Annotated in this window: 17 protein-coding genes and 2 pseudogenes; 8 read left to right on the forward strand and 11 right to left on the reverse strand. The window is 72.9% G+C overall.

Annotated elements, in window-relative coordinates; translation table 11 throughout:
• The 3 genes and pseudogenes from TR50_RS50285 to TR50_RS40375 form a co-directional block, all read right to left on the reverse strand.
• A partial coding sequence (locus tag TR50_RS50285) for an urease subunit gamma (RefSeq protein ID WP_369405821.1) occupies window positions 1-93 on the reverse strand: 93 nt, incomplete at its 3' end.
• Between the two features lie 51 nt (window positions 94-144).
• A pseudogene (locus TR50_RS40370) lies at window positions 145-381 on the reverse strand (sec-independent translocase); the annotation flags it as partial.
• Window positions 366-1,037 carry a TetR/AcrR family transcriptional regulator gene (locus TR50_RS40375; protein ID WP_063775256.1) on the reverse strand — a complete coding sequence of 224 codons (672 nt, stop codon included), beginning with the start codon at window positions 1,035-1,037 and terminating at the stop codon, window positions 366-368. The pseudogene TR50_RS40370 and the gene TR50_RS40375, both read right to left, overlap by 16 nt.
• Before the next feature lie 268 nt (window positions 1,038-1,305).
• On the opposite strand from TR50_RS40375, the gene TR50_RS40380 reads away from it, so the two are divergent.
• From TR50_RS40380 to TR50_RS43405, 7 genes are all read left to right on the forward strand, one after another.
• Window positions 1,306-2,346, forward strand: a complete 1,041-nt coding sequence (locus tag TR50_RS40380) for an agmatine deiminase family protein (protein WP_201776939.1) — start codon at window positions 1,306-1,308, stop codon at window positions 2,344-2,346.
• Between the two features lie 62 nt (window positions 2,347-2,408).
• Complete coding sequence (locus TR50_RS40385) at window positions 2,409-4,085, forward strand: ABC transporter substrate-binding protein (protein WP_042434911.1); 1,677 nt, start codon at window positions 2,409-2,411, stop codon at window positions 4,083-4,085.
• Window positions 4,082-5,041, forward strand: coding sequence for an ABC transporter permease (locus tag TR50_RS40390; protein ID WP_042434914.1), 960 nt, complete (start codon window positions 4,082-4,084; stop codon window positions 5,039-5,041). The genes TR50_RS40385 and TR50_RS40390 overlap by 4 nt, the downstream gene beginning before the upstream one ends.
• A complete protein-coding gene (locus TR50_RS40395; protein ID WP_042434917.1) occupies window positions 5,038-5,892 on the forward strand; it encodes an ABC transporter permease in 855 nt (284 codons plus the stop codon). The genes TR50_RS40390 and TR50_RS40395 overlap by 4 nt, the downstream gene beginning before the upstream one ends.
• Window positions 5,889-6,881 carry an ABC transporter ATP-binding protein gene (locus TR50_RS40400; RefSeq protein ID WP_042434920.1) on the forward strand — a complete coding sequence of 331 codons (993 nt, stop codon included), beginning with the start codon at window positions 5,889-5,891 and terminating at the stop codon, window positions 6,879-6,881. Before TR50_RS40395 ends, TR50_RS40400 begins: the two co-directional genes overlap by 4 nt.
• Window positions 6,874-7,695 (forward strand): ABC transporter ATP-binding protein, encoded by an 822-nt coding sequence (locus tag TR50_RS40405; protein WP_042434923.1) that lies wholly within the window; start codon window positions 6,874-6,876, stop codon window positions 7,693-7,695. The genes TR50_RS40400 and TR50_RS40405 overlap by 8 nt, the downstream gene beginning before the upstream one ends.
• A gap of 144 nt (window positions 7,696-7,839) precedes the next feature.
• Window positions 7,840-9,381, forward strand: coding sequence for a protein kinase domain-containing protein (locus TR50_RS43405; protein WP_052441858.1), 1,542 nt, complete (start codon window positions 7,840-7,842; stop codon window positions 9,379-9,381).
• A 228-nt stretch (window positions 9,382-9,609) separates the two neighbouring features.
• Here the strand turns inward: TR50_RS43405 and TR50_RS40415 are convergent, their stop codons facing one another.
• Entirely contained in the window at window positions 9,610-10,311 is a 702-nt protein-coding gene (locus TR50_RS40415; RefSeq protein ID WP_152648909.1) for a TetR/AcrR family transcriptional regulator, read from the reverse strand.
• Window positions 10,312-10,444: 133 nt separating this feature from the next.
• Between TR50_RS40415 and TR50_RS40420 the strand changes: the two genes are divergently transcribed.
• A complete protein-coding gene (locus tag TR50_RS40420) occupies window positions 10,445-11,695 on the forward strand; it encodes an agmatine deiminase family protein (protein ID WP_084701843.1) in 1,251 nt (416 codons plus the stop codon).
• Window positions 11,696-11,762: 67 nt separating this feature from the next.
• Here TR50_RS40420 and TR50_RS40425 read toward each other — a convergent pair whose 3' ends face one another.
• The 7 genes and pseudogenes from TR50_RS40425 to TR50_RS47405 form a co-directional block, all read right to left on the reverse strand.
• Window positions 11,763-11,951 (reverse strand): YegP family protein, encoded by a 189-nt coding sequence (locus tag TR50_RS40425; RefSeq protein ID WP_042434929.1) that lies wholly within the window; start codon window positions 11,949-11,951, stop codon window positions 11,763-11,765.
• 492 nt (window positions 11,952-12,443) lie between these two features.
• Entirely contained in the window at window positions 12,444-13,379 is a 936-nt protein-coding gene (locus TR50_RS40430) for a LysR family transcriptional regulator (protein WP_042434931.1), read from the reverse strand.
• A 7-nt stretch (window positions 13,380-13,386) separates the two neighbouring features.
• The gene (locus TR50_RS40435) at window positions 13,387-14,592 is read right to left on the reverse strand and encodes a glycine C-acetyltransferase (protein ID WP_042434934.1); all 1,206 of its coding nucleotides are present in this window, start codon (window positions 14,590-14,592) and stop codon (window positions 13,387-13,389) included.
• 79 nt (window positions 14,593-14,671) lie between these two features.
• Window positions 14,672-15,700 (reverse strand): L-threonine 3-dehydrogenase, encoded by a 1,029-nt coding sequence (tdh, locus tag TR50_RS40440; RefSeq protein ID WP_042434937.1) that lies wholly within the window; start codon window positions 15,698-15,700, stop codon window positions 14,672-14,674.
• Window positions 15,701-15,951: 251 nt separating this feature from the next.
• Window positions 15,952-16,812, reverse strand: a complete 861-nt coding sequence (locus TR50_RS40445) for an alpha/beta fold hydrolase (RefSeq protein WP_042434940.1) — start codon at window positions 16,810-16,812, stop codon at window positions 15,952-15,954.
• Entirely contained in the window at window positions 16,809-17,498 is a 690-nt protein-coding gene (locus TR50_RS40450; protein ID WP_042434949.1) for an alpha/beta fold hydrolase, read from the reverse strand. Before TR50_RS40450 ends, TR50_RS40445 begins: the two co-directional genes overlap by 4 nt.
• Before the next feature lie 152 nt (window positions 17,499-17,650).
• Window positions 17,651-18,301 (reverse strand): annotated as a pseudogene (locus TR50_RS47405) (hypothetical protein); the annotation flags it as partial.

Raw genomic sequence — 18,301 nt, forward strand, 5'->3', positions numbered from 1 at the left:
GGCTCGGCGGGAGCGGGCGAGCTCGGCTGCCGTGAACAGCAGCAGCCGGTCCTGCTCAGTGGGTGTCAGTCGCATGGTCAGGCACTCTCTCATCTGACTGAAACTTCAGTCAATATTCTGGTTCTGCTCCGAGGACTCGGTGAGATCGGCGAGCTGCTTGCGGACGAAGGTCCTCGGGTTGAGGTCGTCGAGTTCGAGGTCCTGGAACTCCGGTCCCAGCCCGTCCCTGACCTCCTGTTTCGCACTGTCGGCGAGTTGTCGCAGCCGGCGCAGGACGGCGGTGGCCTCGGAGACCAGTTTCGGTAGCTTGTCCGGGCCGAAGATCATGACGGCCAGGACCACCAGGGCCGCCAGCTTGAGTGCGCCTATGTCGAAGAACACCGTTCGGCAACCTTCCTTGGGGGCGGCGGCAGTGGATGGTGCCCGACCCCGACCCCGACCCCACCGACCCCGACCCCGAGCTCGACGGCGACGGCCTCGGCGAGCAGGTGGCGGGCGTGCTCCAGGGGGATGGAGCCGCTGAGCCAGCGCTGGCTCAGCCCCTCCAGCAGGGCGGTGAGCCGCTCGGCGGCGGCCGCGTGGGCGGGGGCCGTGCCGCCGGGGTGGGCGCGGCCGAGCAGCTCGGCCGTGCCGTGCACCCAGGCGAGCGTGGCTGCGGCGAGGTCCTCGCGCGGCTCCGGGTCGAACACGGCGCTGGCCCGCAGCTCGCCCCAGGCGGTGCTGTTCTCGCGCACCACGGGGGTGTCCTGGAGCTCCAGCAGCAGGGTCTGCTCCAGCTCGGAGCGCGGATCGGGGTCGGATGCGGCGGGGTCGGATGCGGCGTCCGGCCCCGCCGTGTACCGCTCCGCGCGGTCGCCGATGAACTCCAGCGTCCGGCGCAGCAGTCCGGCCCGGTCGCCGAAGTGGTAGTAGATCAGCGCCACGGACACGCCGGCCTCCTTCGCGAGTTCGGCCACGCGCAGGCCGCGCACGCCGCGTCGCGCGATGACGCGGGTGGCGGCGGTGAGGATCTCGGTTCGACGGTCTGGCGGAGGCATACACGGAGTATTGACTGAAGTTTCAGTTCGGGGCAAGATGCGGATCACTCTCGCAGCCGTCGTGCTGCGGGAAGCGACATTCCGGCCACGGCCCGTCGCCCGCCGCGACGGGTCCCACGTCCCCTTCCGACCGGATCCCACCGGACCCGACTGGATCAGACGAGAAGCGGCATCCGGCCCGCGCCGGCTCCCTGACCGCTCGGCGCGCCGACCACACACGTCGCGTCCAGCACGTCCCACACACCGTCACATCAGGAGAAGAGCTGTCATGACTCTGCGTATGCCTGCCGAGTGGACCGAGCACGAGCGATGCCTGATGGCGTGGCCGACCCGGGCCGAGCTCTGGGGCGAGGAGGCCCTGGAGGAGGCGCGGCGCGAGTACGCGAACGTCGCCCGCGCCATCGCCGCCTTCGAGCCGGTCACCATGGTGGCCCTGCCCGGTCAGGGCGGGGAGGCCGCTGCCCTGTGCGGCGAGGGCGTCGAGGTGGTGGAGCTGCCGATCGACGACTCCTGGTTCCGCGACTCCGGTCCGATCTTCGTGCTCGGCGAGGACGGCCGACGCGCCGGGGTGGACTTCCGCTTCAACGCGTGGGGCCAGAAGCACTTCCCCTGGGACACCGACGACAAGATCGCCGGCCTGCTGCTGGAGCGTCTCGGCGTCGAGCGCGTCGAGTCCTCGATGATCCTCGAGGGCGGCGCGATCACTGTCGACGGCGAGGGCACGCTGATCACCACCGAGCAGTGCCTGCTGAACCCGAACCGCAACCCGGGCATGAGCCAGGACGAGATCGAGGCCGAGCTGAAGGCGAAGCTCGGCGTCACCAAGGTGATCTGGCTGCCCTACGGCGGGCTACTCGACACCGAGACCGACGGCCACGTCGACGGCGTCTGCGCCTTCGTCGCCCCCGGCAAGGTCGTGGTGCAGCTGCCCAGCGACCCGCAGCACCCCGACTACGAGCGGATGCGCGTCAACCGCGCCGTGCTGGAGGCGGCCACCGACGCCCAGGGCCGCCGCCTGGAGATCATCGACCTGCCGCAGAGCGCTTTCGTCGACGTCGAGGGCAAGGACACCGAGGTCGGCTACCTCAACTTCTACATCGCCAACGGCGGCGTGGTCGTGCCGGTCGCCGACGTCCCCGAGGACGAGGGGGCGCTCGCCGTCCTCGCCGCCGCGCTGCCCGGCCGCAAGGTCGTCGGGGTGCGCTCGCGCGTCATCGCCTTCGGCGGCGGCGGGGTCCACTGCATCACCCAGCAGGTGCCCGCAGCGCGGCAGTTGTCAGCGGCCCCGCAGGTGCCCGCCGCCTCCTGAGCACCGGTCGCCGCTCCGCCCTTCGCCCCCTCCCCAGCGTCGCGCACGAAAAGAGAGCACCGATGTCCAGACACCTGCCCCGCTCCGCCTCGGCTTCACCATCGGCGTCGCCGGCCCGCGGCCCCCGCCGGCCGCTGGCCGTCGCCCTCTCGGCGGCCGCCGCGCTCGGCCTGGTCGCCGCCTGCTCGGGGCCGCCGGCCACCGGAGGCGCCGGAGCGGCCGCCGCCTTCAAGCTGTCGGCCGGCACCCCGGCTCCCGCGGGCGACATCGCCTCGTTCACCTGGGCCTCCTACGCGGAACCGCTCACCTTGGACTACGCGATGGCCTTCGACTACCCGTCGAACACCATCCTGTCCAACGTGTGCGAGAGCCTCATGAAGTGGACCCCGCAGCTCAGGGAGGTCCCCGGTCTCGCGCAGCGGGCCTCGCACCCGGACCCGACCACCTGGGTCTACGACCTGCGTCCGGGCGTGCACTTCCACGACGGCTCCCTGATGACCGCCGATGACGTGGTCTACAGCCTCGACCGGCAGATGGACCCGAAGACCGGCGCGGCCTGGGCGGGCGTCTTCCAGAACGTCGCCTCCATCACCAAGACCGGCCCGCTGGAGGTGACGGTCAAGCTGAAGACGCCCGACGCCGTCTTCCCGCAGTACATGGCCACGGCCGCCGGTGTGGTGGCGAGCGAGAAGGGCATCAAGGCGGCCGGGGCGAACTGGGGCACCGGCAGCCTCGACTGCACCGGACCGTTCAAGCTCGGCGCCTGGAACAAGGGCCAGTCCATCGAGTTGGACCGCTTCACCGACTACTGGGGCACCCCGGCCAAGGCCGGCAAGGTCACCTTCGAGTTCCTGACGGACCCCTCGGCGCGCACCAACGCCATGCTCACCGGCGCCGTCGACGGCGGCTACCTGATCCCGACCGAGAGCTACCAGCGGCTGCGCGACAGCGGCGTCGGCACCCTCTACTTCGGCGAGAGCCTGAGCACCGTCAACGTCAACGTCACCAACATGAAGGGGGTGCTCGGCGACGCCCGGGTGCGGCAGGCCCTGTCGCTCGCGCTGGACCGCTCCGGCTTCGTCAAGCAGGGCCTGGCCGGCAACGGCCAGGTGACCAACGCGCTGACGGACAAGGCCGCCTGGGCCATGGCCGACCCGGAGACGCTGAAATCCGCGTTCGACCTGCCCTCGACCGCTCCCGACCTGGCCCGGGCCAAGGAGCTGATCAAGGAGGCCGGCGCGACGGGCAAGACCGTCACCGTGGCCACCAGCGCGATCGGTCAGGACGTCTCGCTGCTGGCGACCGCCGTCCAGGCGGCCGGCACCGAGATCGGCCTGGACGTCCAGGTGAAGACCATCGCCCCGGACGCCTTCTCGGCCCTGTTCACCGACCCCAAGGCCCGGCAGGGGATCGACATGTTCCCCGAGACCTACTACCTGTCCATCACCGACCCGATGGACCTGCTCGCCAACTTCCAGACCGGCAACTACCAGAACTACGCCGGCTACAGCAATCCCGCCTACGACAAGCTCGTCCAGGAGGCCGTCGGCACCGACGACCCCGCCTCCCGACTGGCCGTCGAGGCGAAGCTCCAGCAGATCGCCGTGCAGCAGAACCTGTGGATCCCGGTCGCGAACTGGCCCACCGCGCTGTTCATGAACAAGCGGATCACCGGCGCGCCCACCACCATCTCCTACCTGTACTACCCGTGGGCCGCCGACATCGGGGCCGCGAGATGACCTTCCTGCGGTTCACCCTGCGACGCCTGGCCGAGATGGCCGCGACCCTGCTGGCCGCCTCGTTCCTGATCTTCGGGGCGATGTACCTGGCCCCGGGGAACCCGGCGAGCTTCCTGCTCTCGGGGCGCTCCGCCTCACCCGAGGCGCTCAAGGCGATCAACGACCAGTACCACCTGAACGACCCGTTCTGGGAGCAGTACCTGCGCTGGCTCGGCCAGGTGCTGCACGGCGACTTCGGCCGCTCCATCGAGTACCGCACGCCGGTGAACACCCTGCTCGCGGCCCGGCTGCCCAGCACGCTGCTGCTGGTCGCCATGGCCCTGGTGCTGGTCGTGGTCCTCGGCCTGGCGCTCGGCTGGATCGGCGCGGTGCGCGGCGGCGCCACTGACTCCACCATCCTGGTCGGCACCACCTTCGCGGTCGGCACGCCGTCCTTCGTGGCGGCGGTGCTGCTCCAGGGGCTCTTCTCGGTCAAGCTCGGCTGGTTCCCCAGCAGCGGCAGCGGCGCCGGCCTCGGGTCGATGCTGTGGCACCTCACCCTGCCCGCGCTGGCCCTCGCGCTCTACCTGATCGGCATGCTCGCCCGCGTCACCCGCAGCGCCATGCTCGAGGTGATGGGCCACGAGCACGTCACCGTGACCCGCAGCCGCGGCGTCCCCGAGCGGGCGGTGATCCGCCGTCACGTCTTCCGCAACACCCTCGGCACGGTGCTGACCATGGGCGGACTGATCGTCTCCACGCTGCTCATCTGCACCGTCCTGGTGGAGACGGCCTTCAGCGTCAACGGCATCGGGCAGTTGCTCGACCTGTCCACGACCACCAAGGACTTCCCCGTCGTCCAGGCCATCTCCCTGATCATCGTCGGGATCTTCATGCTGGTGAACTTCGTCGTCGACCTGCTGCTCCCGCTGGTCGACCCCCGGGTCAGCCTCGGCACGAGAGGAGCGAGCGCATGACCACCGCCCTCGTCCGCCGCCCCGGGCTGGCCCGGGTCAGGACCAACCGCCCCTTGCTGTACCTGCTCTGCCTCGGCTTCCTCGGCGTCGTCGTACTGCTGGCGCTGCTCGCGCCGTGGCTGTCCCCGCACGACCCCAACGCCGTCGACCTCGGCAACGCGCTGGCCGGCCCGTCCGCCGCCCACCCGCTGGGGGCCGACGGCTCGGGACGCGACACCGCGTCCCGGCTGATCACCGGAGCCCGCACCTCGCTGCTCGGCCCGCTCGGCGTCGTCGCCTTCTCCACCGTCGCGGGCGTCGTCGTGGGCGTCGCGGCCGGTTGGCGCGGCGGCTGGCTCGACTCGGTGCTCTCGCGCACCACCGAGCTCGTCTTCGCCTTCCCTGGACTGCTGCTGGCGATCCTGATCGTCTCGATCTACGGCGAGGGCCTGATCGCGCCGGTCGTCGCACTCGGCGTCGCCTACCTGCCCTACGTCAGCCGCCTCACCCGCTCCCTCGTCCTCGCCGAACGCGAACGCCCCTACGTCGAGGCGTACCAGGTCCAGGGCCACTCCGCCGTCCAGATCTGCCTGCGCCACGTGCTGCCCAACATCGCGCCCGTGGTGCTGGCCCAGTCCACCATCAACTTCGGCTACGCCCTGATCGACCTGGCCGGCCTCTCCTTCCTCGGACTCGGCGTGCCCGCGCTGACGCCCGACTGGGGCCGGATGGTCTTCGACGGCGAAAGCGCCATCCAGGCCGGCTACCCGCTCTCGGCGATCCTGCCCTGCGTCGCGATCGTGCTGACCGTCGTCGCCTTCAACGTCGTCGGCGAACGCTGGGCCGACCAGGTCGCCCGGAGGGACCGATGACCAACACCCTTGAGATCGACGGGCTGCGGCTCCACCTGCCCGGAGCCGCACGTCCGGTCCTGGCCGGGATCGACCTGACCGTCGGCGCGCGCGAGACCGTCGCGCTCGTCGGGGAGTCCGGCTCCGGCAAGTCGCTGACCTCGCGCAGCGTGCTGCGGCTGCTGCCGCCGGGCGCGACGACCGAGGGAAGGGTCGCCGTCCAGGGCCAGGACGTGCTCACCATGGACGCCAAGCAGCTGCGGCAGCTGCGCACCCACACGGCGGCCATGATCTTCCAGGACCCGCGCGCCGCCATCAACCCGCTGCGCCGCATCGGCGACTTCCTCACCGAGTCCCTGCGGCTCAACGCCGACACGCCGGCGCAGCAGGCCGACGAGCGCGCCGTGCGGATGCTCGACGCGGTCGGCCTCGGCGAGCGCGTGCTGCGCCAGTACCCGGGCCAGCTCTCCGGCGGCATGCTCCAACGCGTCATGATCGCCTCGGCGTTGATGGGCGACCCGGCCCTGATCCTCGCCGACGAGCCCACCACCGCCCTCGACGTGACCACCCAGGCCGAGGTCGTCGGCCTCCTCGACGACCTGCGCGAGCGCTTCGGCACCGGCCTGCTGTTCGTCACCCACGACCTGGGCCTCGCCGCCGCCATCAGCGACCGCGTCTACGTCATGTACGCCGGACGGATCGCCGAGACCGGCCCGGCCGAGGCGCTGTTCGACCGGCCCCGCCACCCCTACACCGCCGCGCTGCTGCGCTCCACGCCCCGCCTGGACGCCCCCCAGGGCCGGCTCGCCGCCATCAAGGGCCAGCCGCCCAGCCTGAAGGAGGAGCTGACGGGCTGTCCGTTCGCCGCTCGCTGCCCCTTCGCCACCCAGGCGTGCGCCGAGGAACTGCCGCCGCACCGGCCGGTCCCCGGCGAGCCCGACCGCCTCGTCGCCTGCCACCACAGCGACCAGCTCGCCGACCAGCTCGCAGGGAGCGCCGCCCATGACTGACGTTTCCGACGACCAGAGGGTCCTGGAGGTCGCCGGGCTGCACCGGGCCTTCGGCAGCGTGCAGGCCGTCCACGACGTCTCGTTCTGTCTCGCGCGCGGCGGATCGCTGGGCATCGTGGGGGAGTCGGGCTCCGGCAAGACCACCACCGCGCGGATCATCGTGGGCCTGGAACGTGCCGACTCCGGCCGCGTCCTGGTGCGCGGCCGGGACCGGTCCGCGGCGGCGGGACGCGGCCGCGGGGCCCGGCTGGAGCGGGCCCGCGAGGTGCAGATGGTCTTCCAGGACCCCTTCCTCTCCCTCGACCCGCGGGTGACCGTCGGCAGCGTGCTGCGCGAGACGCTGCGCCTGCACGTCCCCGAGGCGAAGGCCGACCACGACCGCCGCGTCGAGGAGCTCCTCGACCAGGTCGGGCTCGGCGCCCGCGAGGCCGGCGCCATGCCCCGGCAGCTCTCCGGCGGCCAGCGCCAGCGCGTCGCCATCGCCCGCGCGCTCGCGGTCGAACCGGCCGTCCTCGTCCTCGACGAGGCGGTGGCGGCCCTCGACGTCTCCGTGCAGGCGCAGATCCTCAACCTGCTCGCGGACATCCGCCAGGACACCGGCATCGGGTACCTGTTCATCACCCACGACCTTGGTGTGGTCCGCTGCGTCACCGAGGACGTGGTGGTGATGCGGCACGGACGGATCGTCGAGTCCGGCCGTACCGCCGAGGTGCTGGCCGACCCGCAGCACGCCTACACGCGGCTGCTGCTGGACTCCGTCCCGCGCCCGGGGTGGAACCCCAAGGCCATCGCCGTCGCCCGGCGGGCCCTGTAGGGCCCCCTCCGACGCGCCGCACCCGGTTTCGTGGGGAAGTCGGGTGCGGCGCCCCGACCCGACCCGCCGGAACCTGACCCGCCGGAACCTGACCCGGCGGGACCTGACCCGCACGACGAGCACCACGAGACGGCACGGAACCACATGCTTGCTGACCGGTACGAACTGCAACACGAACTCGGCAGGGGCGGCATGGGCACCGTCCACCGCGCCGTCGACCACCGCCTGCGACGCCTCGTCGCCGTCAAGACCCTGGCCCCGGAACTGGCGCACGACCCCCAGTGCCGGGCCCGGTTCCAGCGCGAGGCGCACGCGGTGGCGGCGCTGAACCACCCCGTCGTCGCGACCATCCACGACGTCGCCGAGGACGTGCGCGACGGCGCGCTCGTGCCGTACCTGGTCATGGAGTACGTCGACGGGGTCACCCTCGCGGACGTGCTGCGGCGCGGTCCGCTCCCGGTCGGCGAGGCCGTGGACGTGGCGATGCAGGTGCTCGACGCGCTGGACCACAGCCACCGCCAGGGCATCCTGCACCGCGACATCAAGCCGGCGAACATCATGACCACTCGCTCCGGCGCGGTGAAGGTCCTCGACTTCGGCATCGCCCGCGCCCTGACCGACACCGCGACCCGCCTCACCGGCACCGGCATGGCCGTCGGCACCCCCGCCTGCCTCTCCCCGGAGCAGATCAACGGCCTCGACGTCGACCACCGCGCCGACCTGTACGCCGTCGGCTGCCTTCTGTACGAGCTGCTGACCGGCCGTCAGCCCTTCGTCGGCGACTCGCCGTTCGTCATCATGCACCAGCACCTGACGGCGGAGCCGGCGCCGCCGTCGCGCAGCCGCCCGGAGGTGCCCCCGGCGCTCGACGCCGTCGTGCTGACTGCGCTGGGCAAGACCCCCGCCGACCGTTACCGGGACGCGGCGTCGATGCGAGCCGCGCTCGCACGCAGCGCCCCCGCCGGATCGGAGGCGGCGACGGTGCTGGTCACCCCGGTCGCCCCGAGCATCCCGGTCACCCCGGTCGCGCGGCCGACGCTGCCGGCGGCGGAGCCGCCGGGCTTCGGGCCGGCGAGCGTCGTCGTGCCGCCCGCCACGGACCCCGTCCCGACGAGCCCCCGGCCCTGGGTGGTCCGGCTGCACCCGACCGCCGAGGGCGTGCTCGCCGTCCTGGGCTGTGCGCTCGCCGCCCTGTGCGCGCGGATGCGGTACGTCGAAGCTCCGCACTTCGCGGCCGTCACGCTGCTGGCCTGCCTGCTGGGGGCGCTCGCGCTGCTCTGGTCGGCGCGCCTGGCCTGCACGGTCGCCTGGGGCCCGGTCGCCGAGACGCTCGCGGTCCAGTCGGACCTGCGGCGCGCCTACCTCGGGTTCGAGACCAAGCCGGTGCTGCTCGCCCTCGGGCTGGCGGCGACGGCCGTCGTCTGCGCCGTCCGCTGCTGCTCCCGGCGCGGCCGTGACGGCGGTTTCGCCGCGGTCGGCGCGTGGCTCACCGGGACGGCAGCCCTGTGGTTCTTCCTGGACGACCAGAACAAGACCGCCGTCTTCTACGCCCTCCTCGCGGCGGCGGTGCTCGGCATGGCCGCACTGGAACCCGCCCGCCGACGCGGCGATCTGCCGGCCGGCCGCGCGTCCGGAAGCGGGTCCGAGGGTGCTCCCGCGCGCGGGTTCCGGAGGCCGAGGTCGTGAGCGCCGCCGACCGCGCGGTCGCATGCCGCGCCCGCCCGGACCGCTGCCTGCCGTCCGCCGGGGCCCGGGCCTGCCCGGGAGACGGGAGATCCGCGCGGATCAGCTCGCGGCGTGCGGCGCGGTTGGCCGCACGGCTTCCGGACCCCGGCCGGGCGGGCCGTGCCCGGGGCGCCTCCCGGTCGAAGTCCCGGGGGACCGTCGCCCGGCCGGGAGCCGTCGGACGGACCCTCAGGCGCCCGGCAGGCGGTCCGCTGCGGCGGCGAGGCCGTGGACGAGGGCACGGACGACGGCGCGGGCGTCCACCGCCGAGCCGAGCGACTGGATCGCGGCCAGCCCGTCCGCCGCGGCGGCCAGCGCCTCGCCCAGCGTCTCCGCGTCCGCGCCGCCCTCCCGCTCGGCCGCGAGGACCCGGAAGAGGTCAACGAAGCAGGCGCGCCAGCGCGCGTACTCGGCCTCCAGCGCGACGCGCACCCGCTCGTCCGTCAGCGAGAACCAGTGCAGCGCCGAGTGCATCCGGGCCAGCTCCGCCGCCTCCGGCTGCGACAGCAGCGCGATGACGCGCTCGGACCGCTCGTCGAAGGTGCCGGGGGCGGCGACCGCCTCCTCCATCGGCGTGATCCACTCCGGCCGGATGTCCACGACGACCGCCACGATCAGATCCGTGCGGTCCTTGAAGTGGTAGTGGCACATCCCGTGCGTCACCCCGGCCAGCGCCGAGACGTTGCGGGTCGTGAACGGCACGTCGTCCTCGCCCGCCAGCAGGCTCCGCGCGGCGGCCACCAACCGGGCGCGCGTCTGCTCGCCCTTGACCGACACCCGCGGCTTGCGCGCGCGGACCGCTCCGGCCGCGACGGCCGCGCCCGCGCTGCTCGTGCCGCGAGCCTCCTGAACTGCCGCGTTCTCCACGTCTTCCCCAGCTCCCGTCGCCACGCGCCCACCTTAGCCATGCCGGGCCGCCCCCGTGAGCGAACCAGTTCCTGCGACATCTATTGACCGAGCGCATGGTCAGTTATACCTTCCCGTCAGCCGCGCAGAAGCGCGCCCCAGCCAAGGGAGGCCCAGCATGGACCAGCACGGCAGAGCCGAGGACGCGCACGACCCCCTGAGCTCACCGCACCTGAACACCCCGCACGCCCGCCCGCTCGACCGGCGCCGCTTCCTGGCGGCCGCCGGGCTCACCGCCGCCGGCGCCGCATGGGCCGTCACCGGCCTCGCCGGAACGGCCCGCGCCGCGACCGCGGCGACCGCCGCACGCGGCGTGCGGGGCAACACCCTGCGCCCCGCGACCGCCGCCGCGGCGGGCGCCTTCGCCGTCCCGCTCGACAGCGTCCCGCACACCCGCACCTGGATGGCCTGGCCCGACAGCAGCGCCATCTACGGACGCAAGCTCTCCGGCATGCAGGCGAACATCGCCCTCATCGCCAACACCATCGCCACCTACGAGCCGGTCTACCTGCTCGCCAACTCCGCCAGCGTCAGCGCCGCCAAGCGCGCCTGCACCAACCCGAACGTCACCGTCATCGGCAGCATCCCGATCGACGACTGCTGGATGCGGGACTCCGGCCCCGTCTTCCGCACCGACGGAGCGGGCGGACTCGACGCCGTGGGACTCAACTTCAACGGCTGGGGCAACAAGCAGACCCACGCCAACGACGCCCTCGTCGCGCAGCGCGTCGCCGCCTACCTCGGCGTCAACTTCACCGCCGCGGGCCTGGTCAGCGAGGGCGGCGCGATCGAGGCCGACGGCGCGGGCACCCTGATGGCCACCAAGAGCAGCATCATCAACTCCGACCGGAACCCCGGCAAGACCCAGGCCCAGCTGGAGGCGTCCATGTGCGCCGCCTACGGCGCGTCCAAGGTCATCTGGTTCACCGGCATCAGCGGGCAGGACATCACCGACGACCACGTCGACGCCACCTCGCGCTTCCTCGCCGCCGGGGCCGGCCTCGTGCAGACCCCCAACCCGGCCGACCCGTCGGACATCTGGTCCAACGACGAGCAGCAGCAGTACAACACGCTCTCCACGTCCACCGACGCCCAGGGCGCGAAGATCGCCGTCACCAAGCTCCAGTCGCCCGACTACAACAAGATCCGCGCCACGAGCGTCGACTTCGTCGACTCCTACGCCAACTACTACGTCTGCAACGGCGCGGTCATCTCCGCCCAGTTCGGCGACTCGACCGCGGACGCCAACGCCAAGGCCGTCCTGCAGCGGCTCTTCCCCGGCCGCAGCGTGGTCCAGCTGAACATCGACAACCTCGGCAACCAGGGCGGCGGCATCCACTGCGTCACCCAGCCCCAGCCCGCGCCCTGAGTCCGCCCAGGCGCACGAAACGGCCCCGCCGGTGACGACATCGGCGGGGCCTTCTCGTCGCGCGGACTCAGGCGGCGGCCTTGGCCTCGCGGATGTCGGCCTCGGCCGCGGCGCGCTTGACCGCCTCACAGCCCTTCTCGGCGATGGTCCTGGTGGGATAGGACTCGCCCACGGCGACGATCTCGCCGTTCCCGGCCTTCAACCGGAACCGCCACTGGTGGGCCTTGTCCTCGTAGACCTCGAAGTGAGCCGACATAGGTGCCTCCCTGGTCGGGTTGGTCACGTGATTCCAGCGTGCGACCCCCTGAGCGGCGCGGCATCTCGGCGGGGCAGCGCCCGGCGGGGCCGTTGCCCACCCGGACGCTCGCGGGCCCGGCACCGCGCCGGGCAGACGCGCGAACGGCCCGTGCGCCCGCCTGCGGAACTCCCCGCAGGCGCGGCAGTTGACGGTGCGCCCGCGCTGCCCGGCCCGCCTGCAGGCCGACCCGGAGCCTGACGGCTGGCGGTTCGGTCCCCGGGTGGTCGGCGAGCCGGAGAGCCTCGCCTCCCATGACGCGTCACGGCCCGGGAGACGGATCAGCCGGTCGGCGCCGGTGCGCCCGCAGCGCACCGAGGGCGAGCGGGAGGGGCTGACGTGGACCGTGACGGCTGGCCGCCCGGTCCCCGGGGCCTGAGGCGAGGGCCCCGCCCTTCTGGGCTCGCAACGGCCCTGCGCCGCGCGTCGGCCGCGCCCCTGGCAGGGAAACGCTCAGCCGGTCGGGGTCGGCGTGTCCGCGAGGTGGGCCTGGGCGGCGGCGGTGCGCAGGGCGTCGAGGACGGGGCGGTAGAGCGGGTGGTCCTGGGAGCCGCGGCGGACCGCCGCGAAGACGCGGCGGGTCGCGGTGGTGCCGACCAGCGGAAGCGTCACCACGTGCGGAAGGTCGACGCCGCGCAGCGCCGAGCGCGGGACCAGGGCGACGCCCGCACCCGTGCCGGCCAGCGCGGCGACCGCGCGGAAGTCGTCGGAGGAGTGCGCCAGCTGCGGCTGGAAGCCCGCCGACTCGCAGGCGAGCATCACCACGTCGTGGCAGGGGTTGCCCGGGTAGGGGCCGATCCACGGCTCGCTCGCCAGGTCGGCGACGGCGACGGCCGGCTGCTCGGCGAGCCGGTGGCTGCGTGGCAGCACGGCGTCGAACGGTTCGGCGTACAGGGGGAACTGGGAGAGCCGCTGGTCGTCCTGGCCCGGCGCGCCGCGGTACTCGACGGCGACCGCCAGGTCGGCGCGGCCGTCCAGGACCAGCATCAGGCTCGCGTCGCCCTCGGCGTCCTGGACCCGCAGCCGGATGCCGGGCGCGCTCAGCGCCAGCTCGGCCATGGCCGGGGCGACGACGGTGGCGATGCCGGTGGCGAACGAGGCCACCGTCACCTCGCCGCCATGCCCCGCGGCGAAGTCCGCCAGCTCCGCCTGCGCCCGCTCCAGCTGCTCCAGCACGATGTTGGAGTGGCGCAGCAGGATCTCGCCGGCGGCCGTCAGACGGACGCCGCGGCCGTCGCGCATCAGCACCTGGTGGCCGACCTCCTGCTCCAGCGCGGCGAGCTGCTGGGACACGGCGGACGGGGTCAGGTACAGCGCGGCGGCCGCGGCGGTCACCGTTCCGTGGTCCGCGACGGCCCGCAGGGTGCGCAGCCGACGGGAGTCAATCATCTGGCCATCATCGCATCGAGGACCTCGCGGCCACGAATGCCGACACCGCGCGCTCGACGTCCTCGGTCGAGTGGGCCGCCGACAGCTGCACGCGGATGCGCGCCTGGCCGTGGGGGACGACGGGGAAGGAGAAGCCGATCGCGTAGACGCCGTGCTCCAGCAGGGCCTCGGCCATCCGCCCGGCCTGCTCCGCGTCGCCGATCATGACCGGGGCGATGGGGTGCTCGCCGGGCAGGATCTCGAAGCCCTCCTCGGTCATCCGGGAGCGGAACAGCGCGGTGTTCTCGGCCAGACGCTTGCGCAGCTCGGCGCCGGGGCCGCCGTCGGTGTCCTCCAGCAGGTCCAGGACCTTGATCGACGCGGCGGCGATCACCGGGGCGAGCGAGTTGGAGAACAGGTACGGACGCGAGCGCTGGCGCAGCAGCGCCACGATCTCGGCGCGGGCGCTGACGTAGCCGCCGGACGCGCCGCCGAGCGCCTTGCCGAGGGTGCCGGTGATGATGTCCACGCGGTCCATGACCCCGTGCAGCTCCGGCGTGCCGCGCCCGCCCGGGCCGACGAAGCCGACCGCGTGGGAGTCGTCGACCATGACCATCGCGCCGTAGCGCTCGGCCAGGTCGCAGATCTCCTCCAGCGGGGCGATGTAGCCGTCCATGGAGAAGACGCCGTCGGTGACGATCAGCTTGCGGCGCGCGTCCGAGGCGGCCTTGAGCTGCTGCTCCAGGTCGGCCATGTCGCGGTTGGCGTAGCGGTAGCGGCGGGCCTTGGACAGGCGGATGCCGTCGATGATGCTGGCGTGGTTGAGCGCGTCGGAGATCACCGCGTCGCGGTCGTCCAGCAGGGTCTCGAAGACGCCGCCGTTGGCGTCGAAGCAGGAGCTGTAGAGGATGGTGTCCTCCTGCCCGAGGAAGCGCGAGATGCGCGCCTCCAGCTCCTTGTGCACCTCCTGCGTGCCGCAGATGAAGCGGACCGAGGCCATGCCGTAGCCCCAGGTGTCCAGCGCCTGCTTCGCGGAGCTGATCACCTCGGGGTTGTCGGCCAGGCCCAGGTAGTTGTTGGCGCAGAAGTTCAGCACCTGGCCCGGGCGGCCCCCGGCCGTGACGTCGACGGTGGCGCTCTGCGGCGTGCCGATCACGCGCTCGGGCTTGTGCAGGCCGGCGTCGCGGATCTCGTCGAGCGTGGCCTGGAGGTCCTCGCGGACGGAGTCGAGCATCGAAAGGTCCTTAAGTTCGCGGGTTTCGCGGGTGTCGTGGGAGGAGCGGGGCGCGGCGGGAGCGCGTCGGAGGGGGCCCTCAGACGGTCCAGTCGAGGATGACCTTGCCGCAGCGGCCGCCGGCGGCGTCGTCGAACGCGGCGTCGAAGTCCTGGTACGGGTAGCGGCCGGTGATCACCGGGCTCAGGTCCAGGCCGCCCTCCAGCAGCACCGACATCGCGTACCAGGTCTCGAACATCTCCCGGCCGTAGATGCCCTTGAGGGTGATCATGGAGGTGACGATCCGGGCGAAGTCGACCGGGAACTCCTCGGCCGGCAGCCCGAGCATGGCGATCCGGCCGCCGTTGGTCATGTTGGCGATCATGTCGCGCAGCGCCTCGGGGCGGCCGGACATCTCCAGGCCGATGTCGAAGCCCTCGCGCAGGCCGAGCCGGCGCTGACCCTGCTCGATCGTGGTCTCGGCCACGTTGAGCGCCAGGCTCACGCCGACCTTCTCCGCCAGCTCCAGCCGGTAGGGGCTCACGTCGGTGATCATCACGTTGCGGGCGCCGGCGTGCTTGGCCACGGCCGCCGCCATGATGCCGATCGGGCCCGCGCCCGTGATCAGCACGTCCTCGCCGACGAGCGGGAAGGACAGCGCGGTGTGCACGGCGTTGCCGAAGGGGTCGAAGATCGCCGCGACGTCGAGGTCGACCGGAACGCGGTGCACCCACACGTTCGAGGACGGCAGCGTCACGTACTCGGCGAAGGCGCCGTCGCGCCCGATGCCCAGACCCACGGTGCTGCGGCACAGGTGCCGCCGCCCGGCCAGACAGTTGCGGCACTTCCCGCAGACCAGGTGGCCCTCGCCGCTGACCACGTCGCCGACGACGACGTCCGTCACGCCCGGGGCGACCTCGACGACCTCGCCCACGAACTCGTGCCCGAGCACGCGCGGGGTCTGCACGGCCTGCCGCGCCCACGCGTCGTAGGCGCGGATGTGCAGGTCGGTGCCGCAGATACCGGTGCGCAGCACCTTGATCAGCACCTCGCCGGGGCCGACCTCGGGCTCGGGGACGTCCATCAGCCACAGGCCGGGCTCGTCCTTGGCCTTCACAAGTGCCTTCACAGCAGCTGCCTCCCGGGCATGCGGAACCACGATGGGATCGGGGGATGGTGCGAAATCCCGAGTCACGGGTCGCGACAACAGCCTCCCGTGTCACGGTGGTCCCGGTCCATCGACAGTTGCTGAACCGGGTCAGCAGGAAATCTTCATGATCCAGGCAGGTCCCGCGGTCGACGACGGCTTGAGCCCCGGTCCCTGCGGGGGACCGGGGCGGGGCCCGGCACGAATCGAGTGCGGGCGAAGGGCGGGGGTGTTCAGCCGACGGAGCTGGCGGCCTTGGCGATGAGCCCGGCGGTGGTCCCCGGGTGGCTGATCATGGCCACGTGCGAGGCGCCGGGCACCTCGACGATCTCGCGGGCCTGGGCCCGCTGGTAGAACCACCGCTCGAGCGCCGGCGGGATGGCCATGTCACGGCCGGCGACCAGGCCCCAGGAGGGGATGGCGCGCCAGGCGGCGGCGGTGGTCAGGTCGGTGAACGAAGAGGCGTCGAAGGGGCGTTGGGTGGCCTGCATGAGCCGGGTAGTGGCCACCGGCAGGTCGGCGGCGAACGCCGCCCGGAAGCCGTCGGGCTGGAGGTACAGGTCGGTTCCGGTGCTGCCGTCGGGCTTCGGGTAGGGCACGGGCCGGGTCGCGGCCTGGATGATGCTGCCGGGGAACCTGCCGATCAGCACCCCGAGCTGCTCGCCCACGTCCGGCACGAAGGCGGCGATGTACACCAGCGCCTTGACGTTCGGGTTGCCCGCCGCAGCGTTGGTGATGACGGCGCCGCCGTAGGAGTGGCCCGCCAGGACGATCGGGCCGCTGATCGACTGGAGCACGCTGGCGATGTAGGGGGCGTCGGTGGGCAGGCCGCGCAGCGGGTTGGCCGGGGCGATGGTGGTGTAGCCCGCGTCCTGGAGGCGTTCGACGACGCCGTTCCAGCAGGAGGCGTCGGCGAACCCGCCGTGCACCAGCACGATGGTCGGCTTGGCCGTGGACGCGGACTGCTGCGCGTCCGCGGCGGCGGGTGAGGCGGCGGTGGCGGGGGAGGCGGCCAGTTGGGTCAGCAGCGCGGCCGATCCCGCGACGGCCGCTCCGGCGGCCAGGACGCGACGGCGGGACAGGTCGGGGTTCATCGGGGCTCCTGTGCCGCCTGGGCGATGACGGCGGCGACGACGGCCGGGCGGGAGACGTAGACGGCGTGGCTGCCGGGGGTCTCGGTGACCGTGGCCTTCGCCCGCTCGGCCATGGCGCGCTGGGCGGCCGGCGGGATCATGTGGTCGTCGGTGGCGACCAGGTACCAGGACGGCTTGCTCTGCCAGGCCGGGTCGGTCACGGTGCCGTCCAGCGCCTCGACGCCCCAGGGGACCTGGGAGTCGGCCATGAAGGCCGCGAGCTGCTCGGGCACGTCGGCGGCGAAGGAGGCCGCGAACCTGTCGCGGTCCAGGAAGAGGAAGCCGTCCACCGGCGGCAGGATCGGCGGGACGGGCGCGCCGGGAGCGGGGTCGGCGATCAGGGAGCTCACCGATTCGCCCTTGTCGGGGGCGAACGCGGTGATGTAGGCGAGCGCGGCGACGTTCGGGTGGTTGCCCGACTCGGTGATGACGACGCCGCCGTAGGAGTGCCCGACCAGTACGGCCGGGCCGTCGAGCCCGTCGAGGATCCGGCGCGTGGCGGCGACGTCGCCGGCCAGCGAGAGGGTCGGGTTCTGCACGACGGCCACGTGGTAGCCGTCGGCGGTCAGGTGGTCGTAGACCCCCTGCCAGCCGGATCCGTCCACGAAGCCGCCGTGCACGAGGACGACGTTCCTGATGGGTGCCATGGTCCCTCCTGGCCTGGTGGGACAGGTTCTGACGCTGTCCCGGGTGCGAACGAGTCAATCGGTGCGCGGCCGGGCGGACCATGCAGAACAGCACGCAGAACTGCGCGCGGAACCCGGAGCGCGCCAGGTCAGGGCACAGCTCAGGGGGCAACTCAGTCGGCGTCGGCGTCAGCGGCCCGAGCCCGGCAGCGGTCGGCGGCCTCGGTGTCGCCGATCGCCTCGAACACCGTGGCCGCCCGCGCGTACGCCTGCCGGCTCTCGGCGGCCCGGCCGTCGTCGGCCAGCAGCGCGGCCAGCGTCTCCAGGGCGTCGGCCTGCCAGTGGTCGGACCGCTCCGGCCGCAGGCTGATCGCCTCGGTGACGGTGGTGAGCGCCTTCGCCCGTTCGCCCAGACTGCGCCGGCACTGGCCGATCCGCAGCAGCGCCAGGGGCCGGCAGGCGGTCGCGACGCTCGCGGACATGCCGGAGTCCTCGTCCTCGATCAGCGCGAGCGCGTCCTGGAACCGCTCCAGTGCCTCCGCGCAGCGTCCCGCTTCGCGGAGGGAGTTGCCGACACTGGCCAGGCCCTGGACGTAGCCGTCGACGTCGCCGAGGGCCCGGAACGACTCCGCCGCCAAGGTCCCCGCGACGACGGAGTCGTCGAGCCGGCCGAGGATGCGCAGCGCGCGTGCGGTGTACGTGTGCGACCAGGCGATCTGGGCCGTGGCCCCGCCACGGGTGGCCAACGCCAGCGCTTCGGCCGCGTGGCGCAGCATGTCCTCCGGGTCGCCCGGCGGCGATCCCGCGGCCCAGGCGAGGTAGTT

This window comes from Streptacidiphilus anmyonensis (assembly GCF_000787855.1).
In the GTDB taxonomy this organism is placed as follows: domain Bacteria; phylum Actinomycetota; class Actinomycetes; order Streptomycetales; family Streptomycetaceae; genus Streptacidiphilus; species Streptacidiphilus anmyonensis.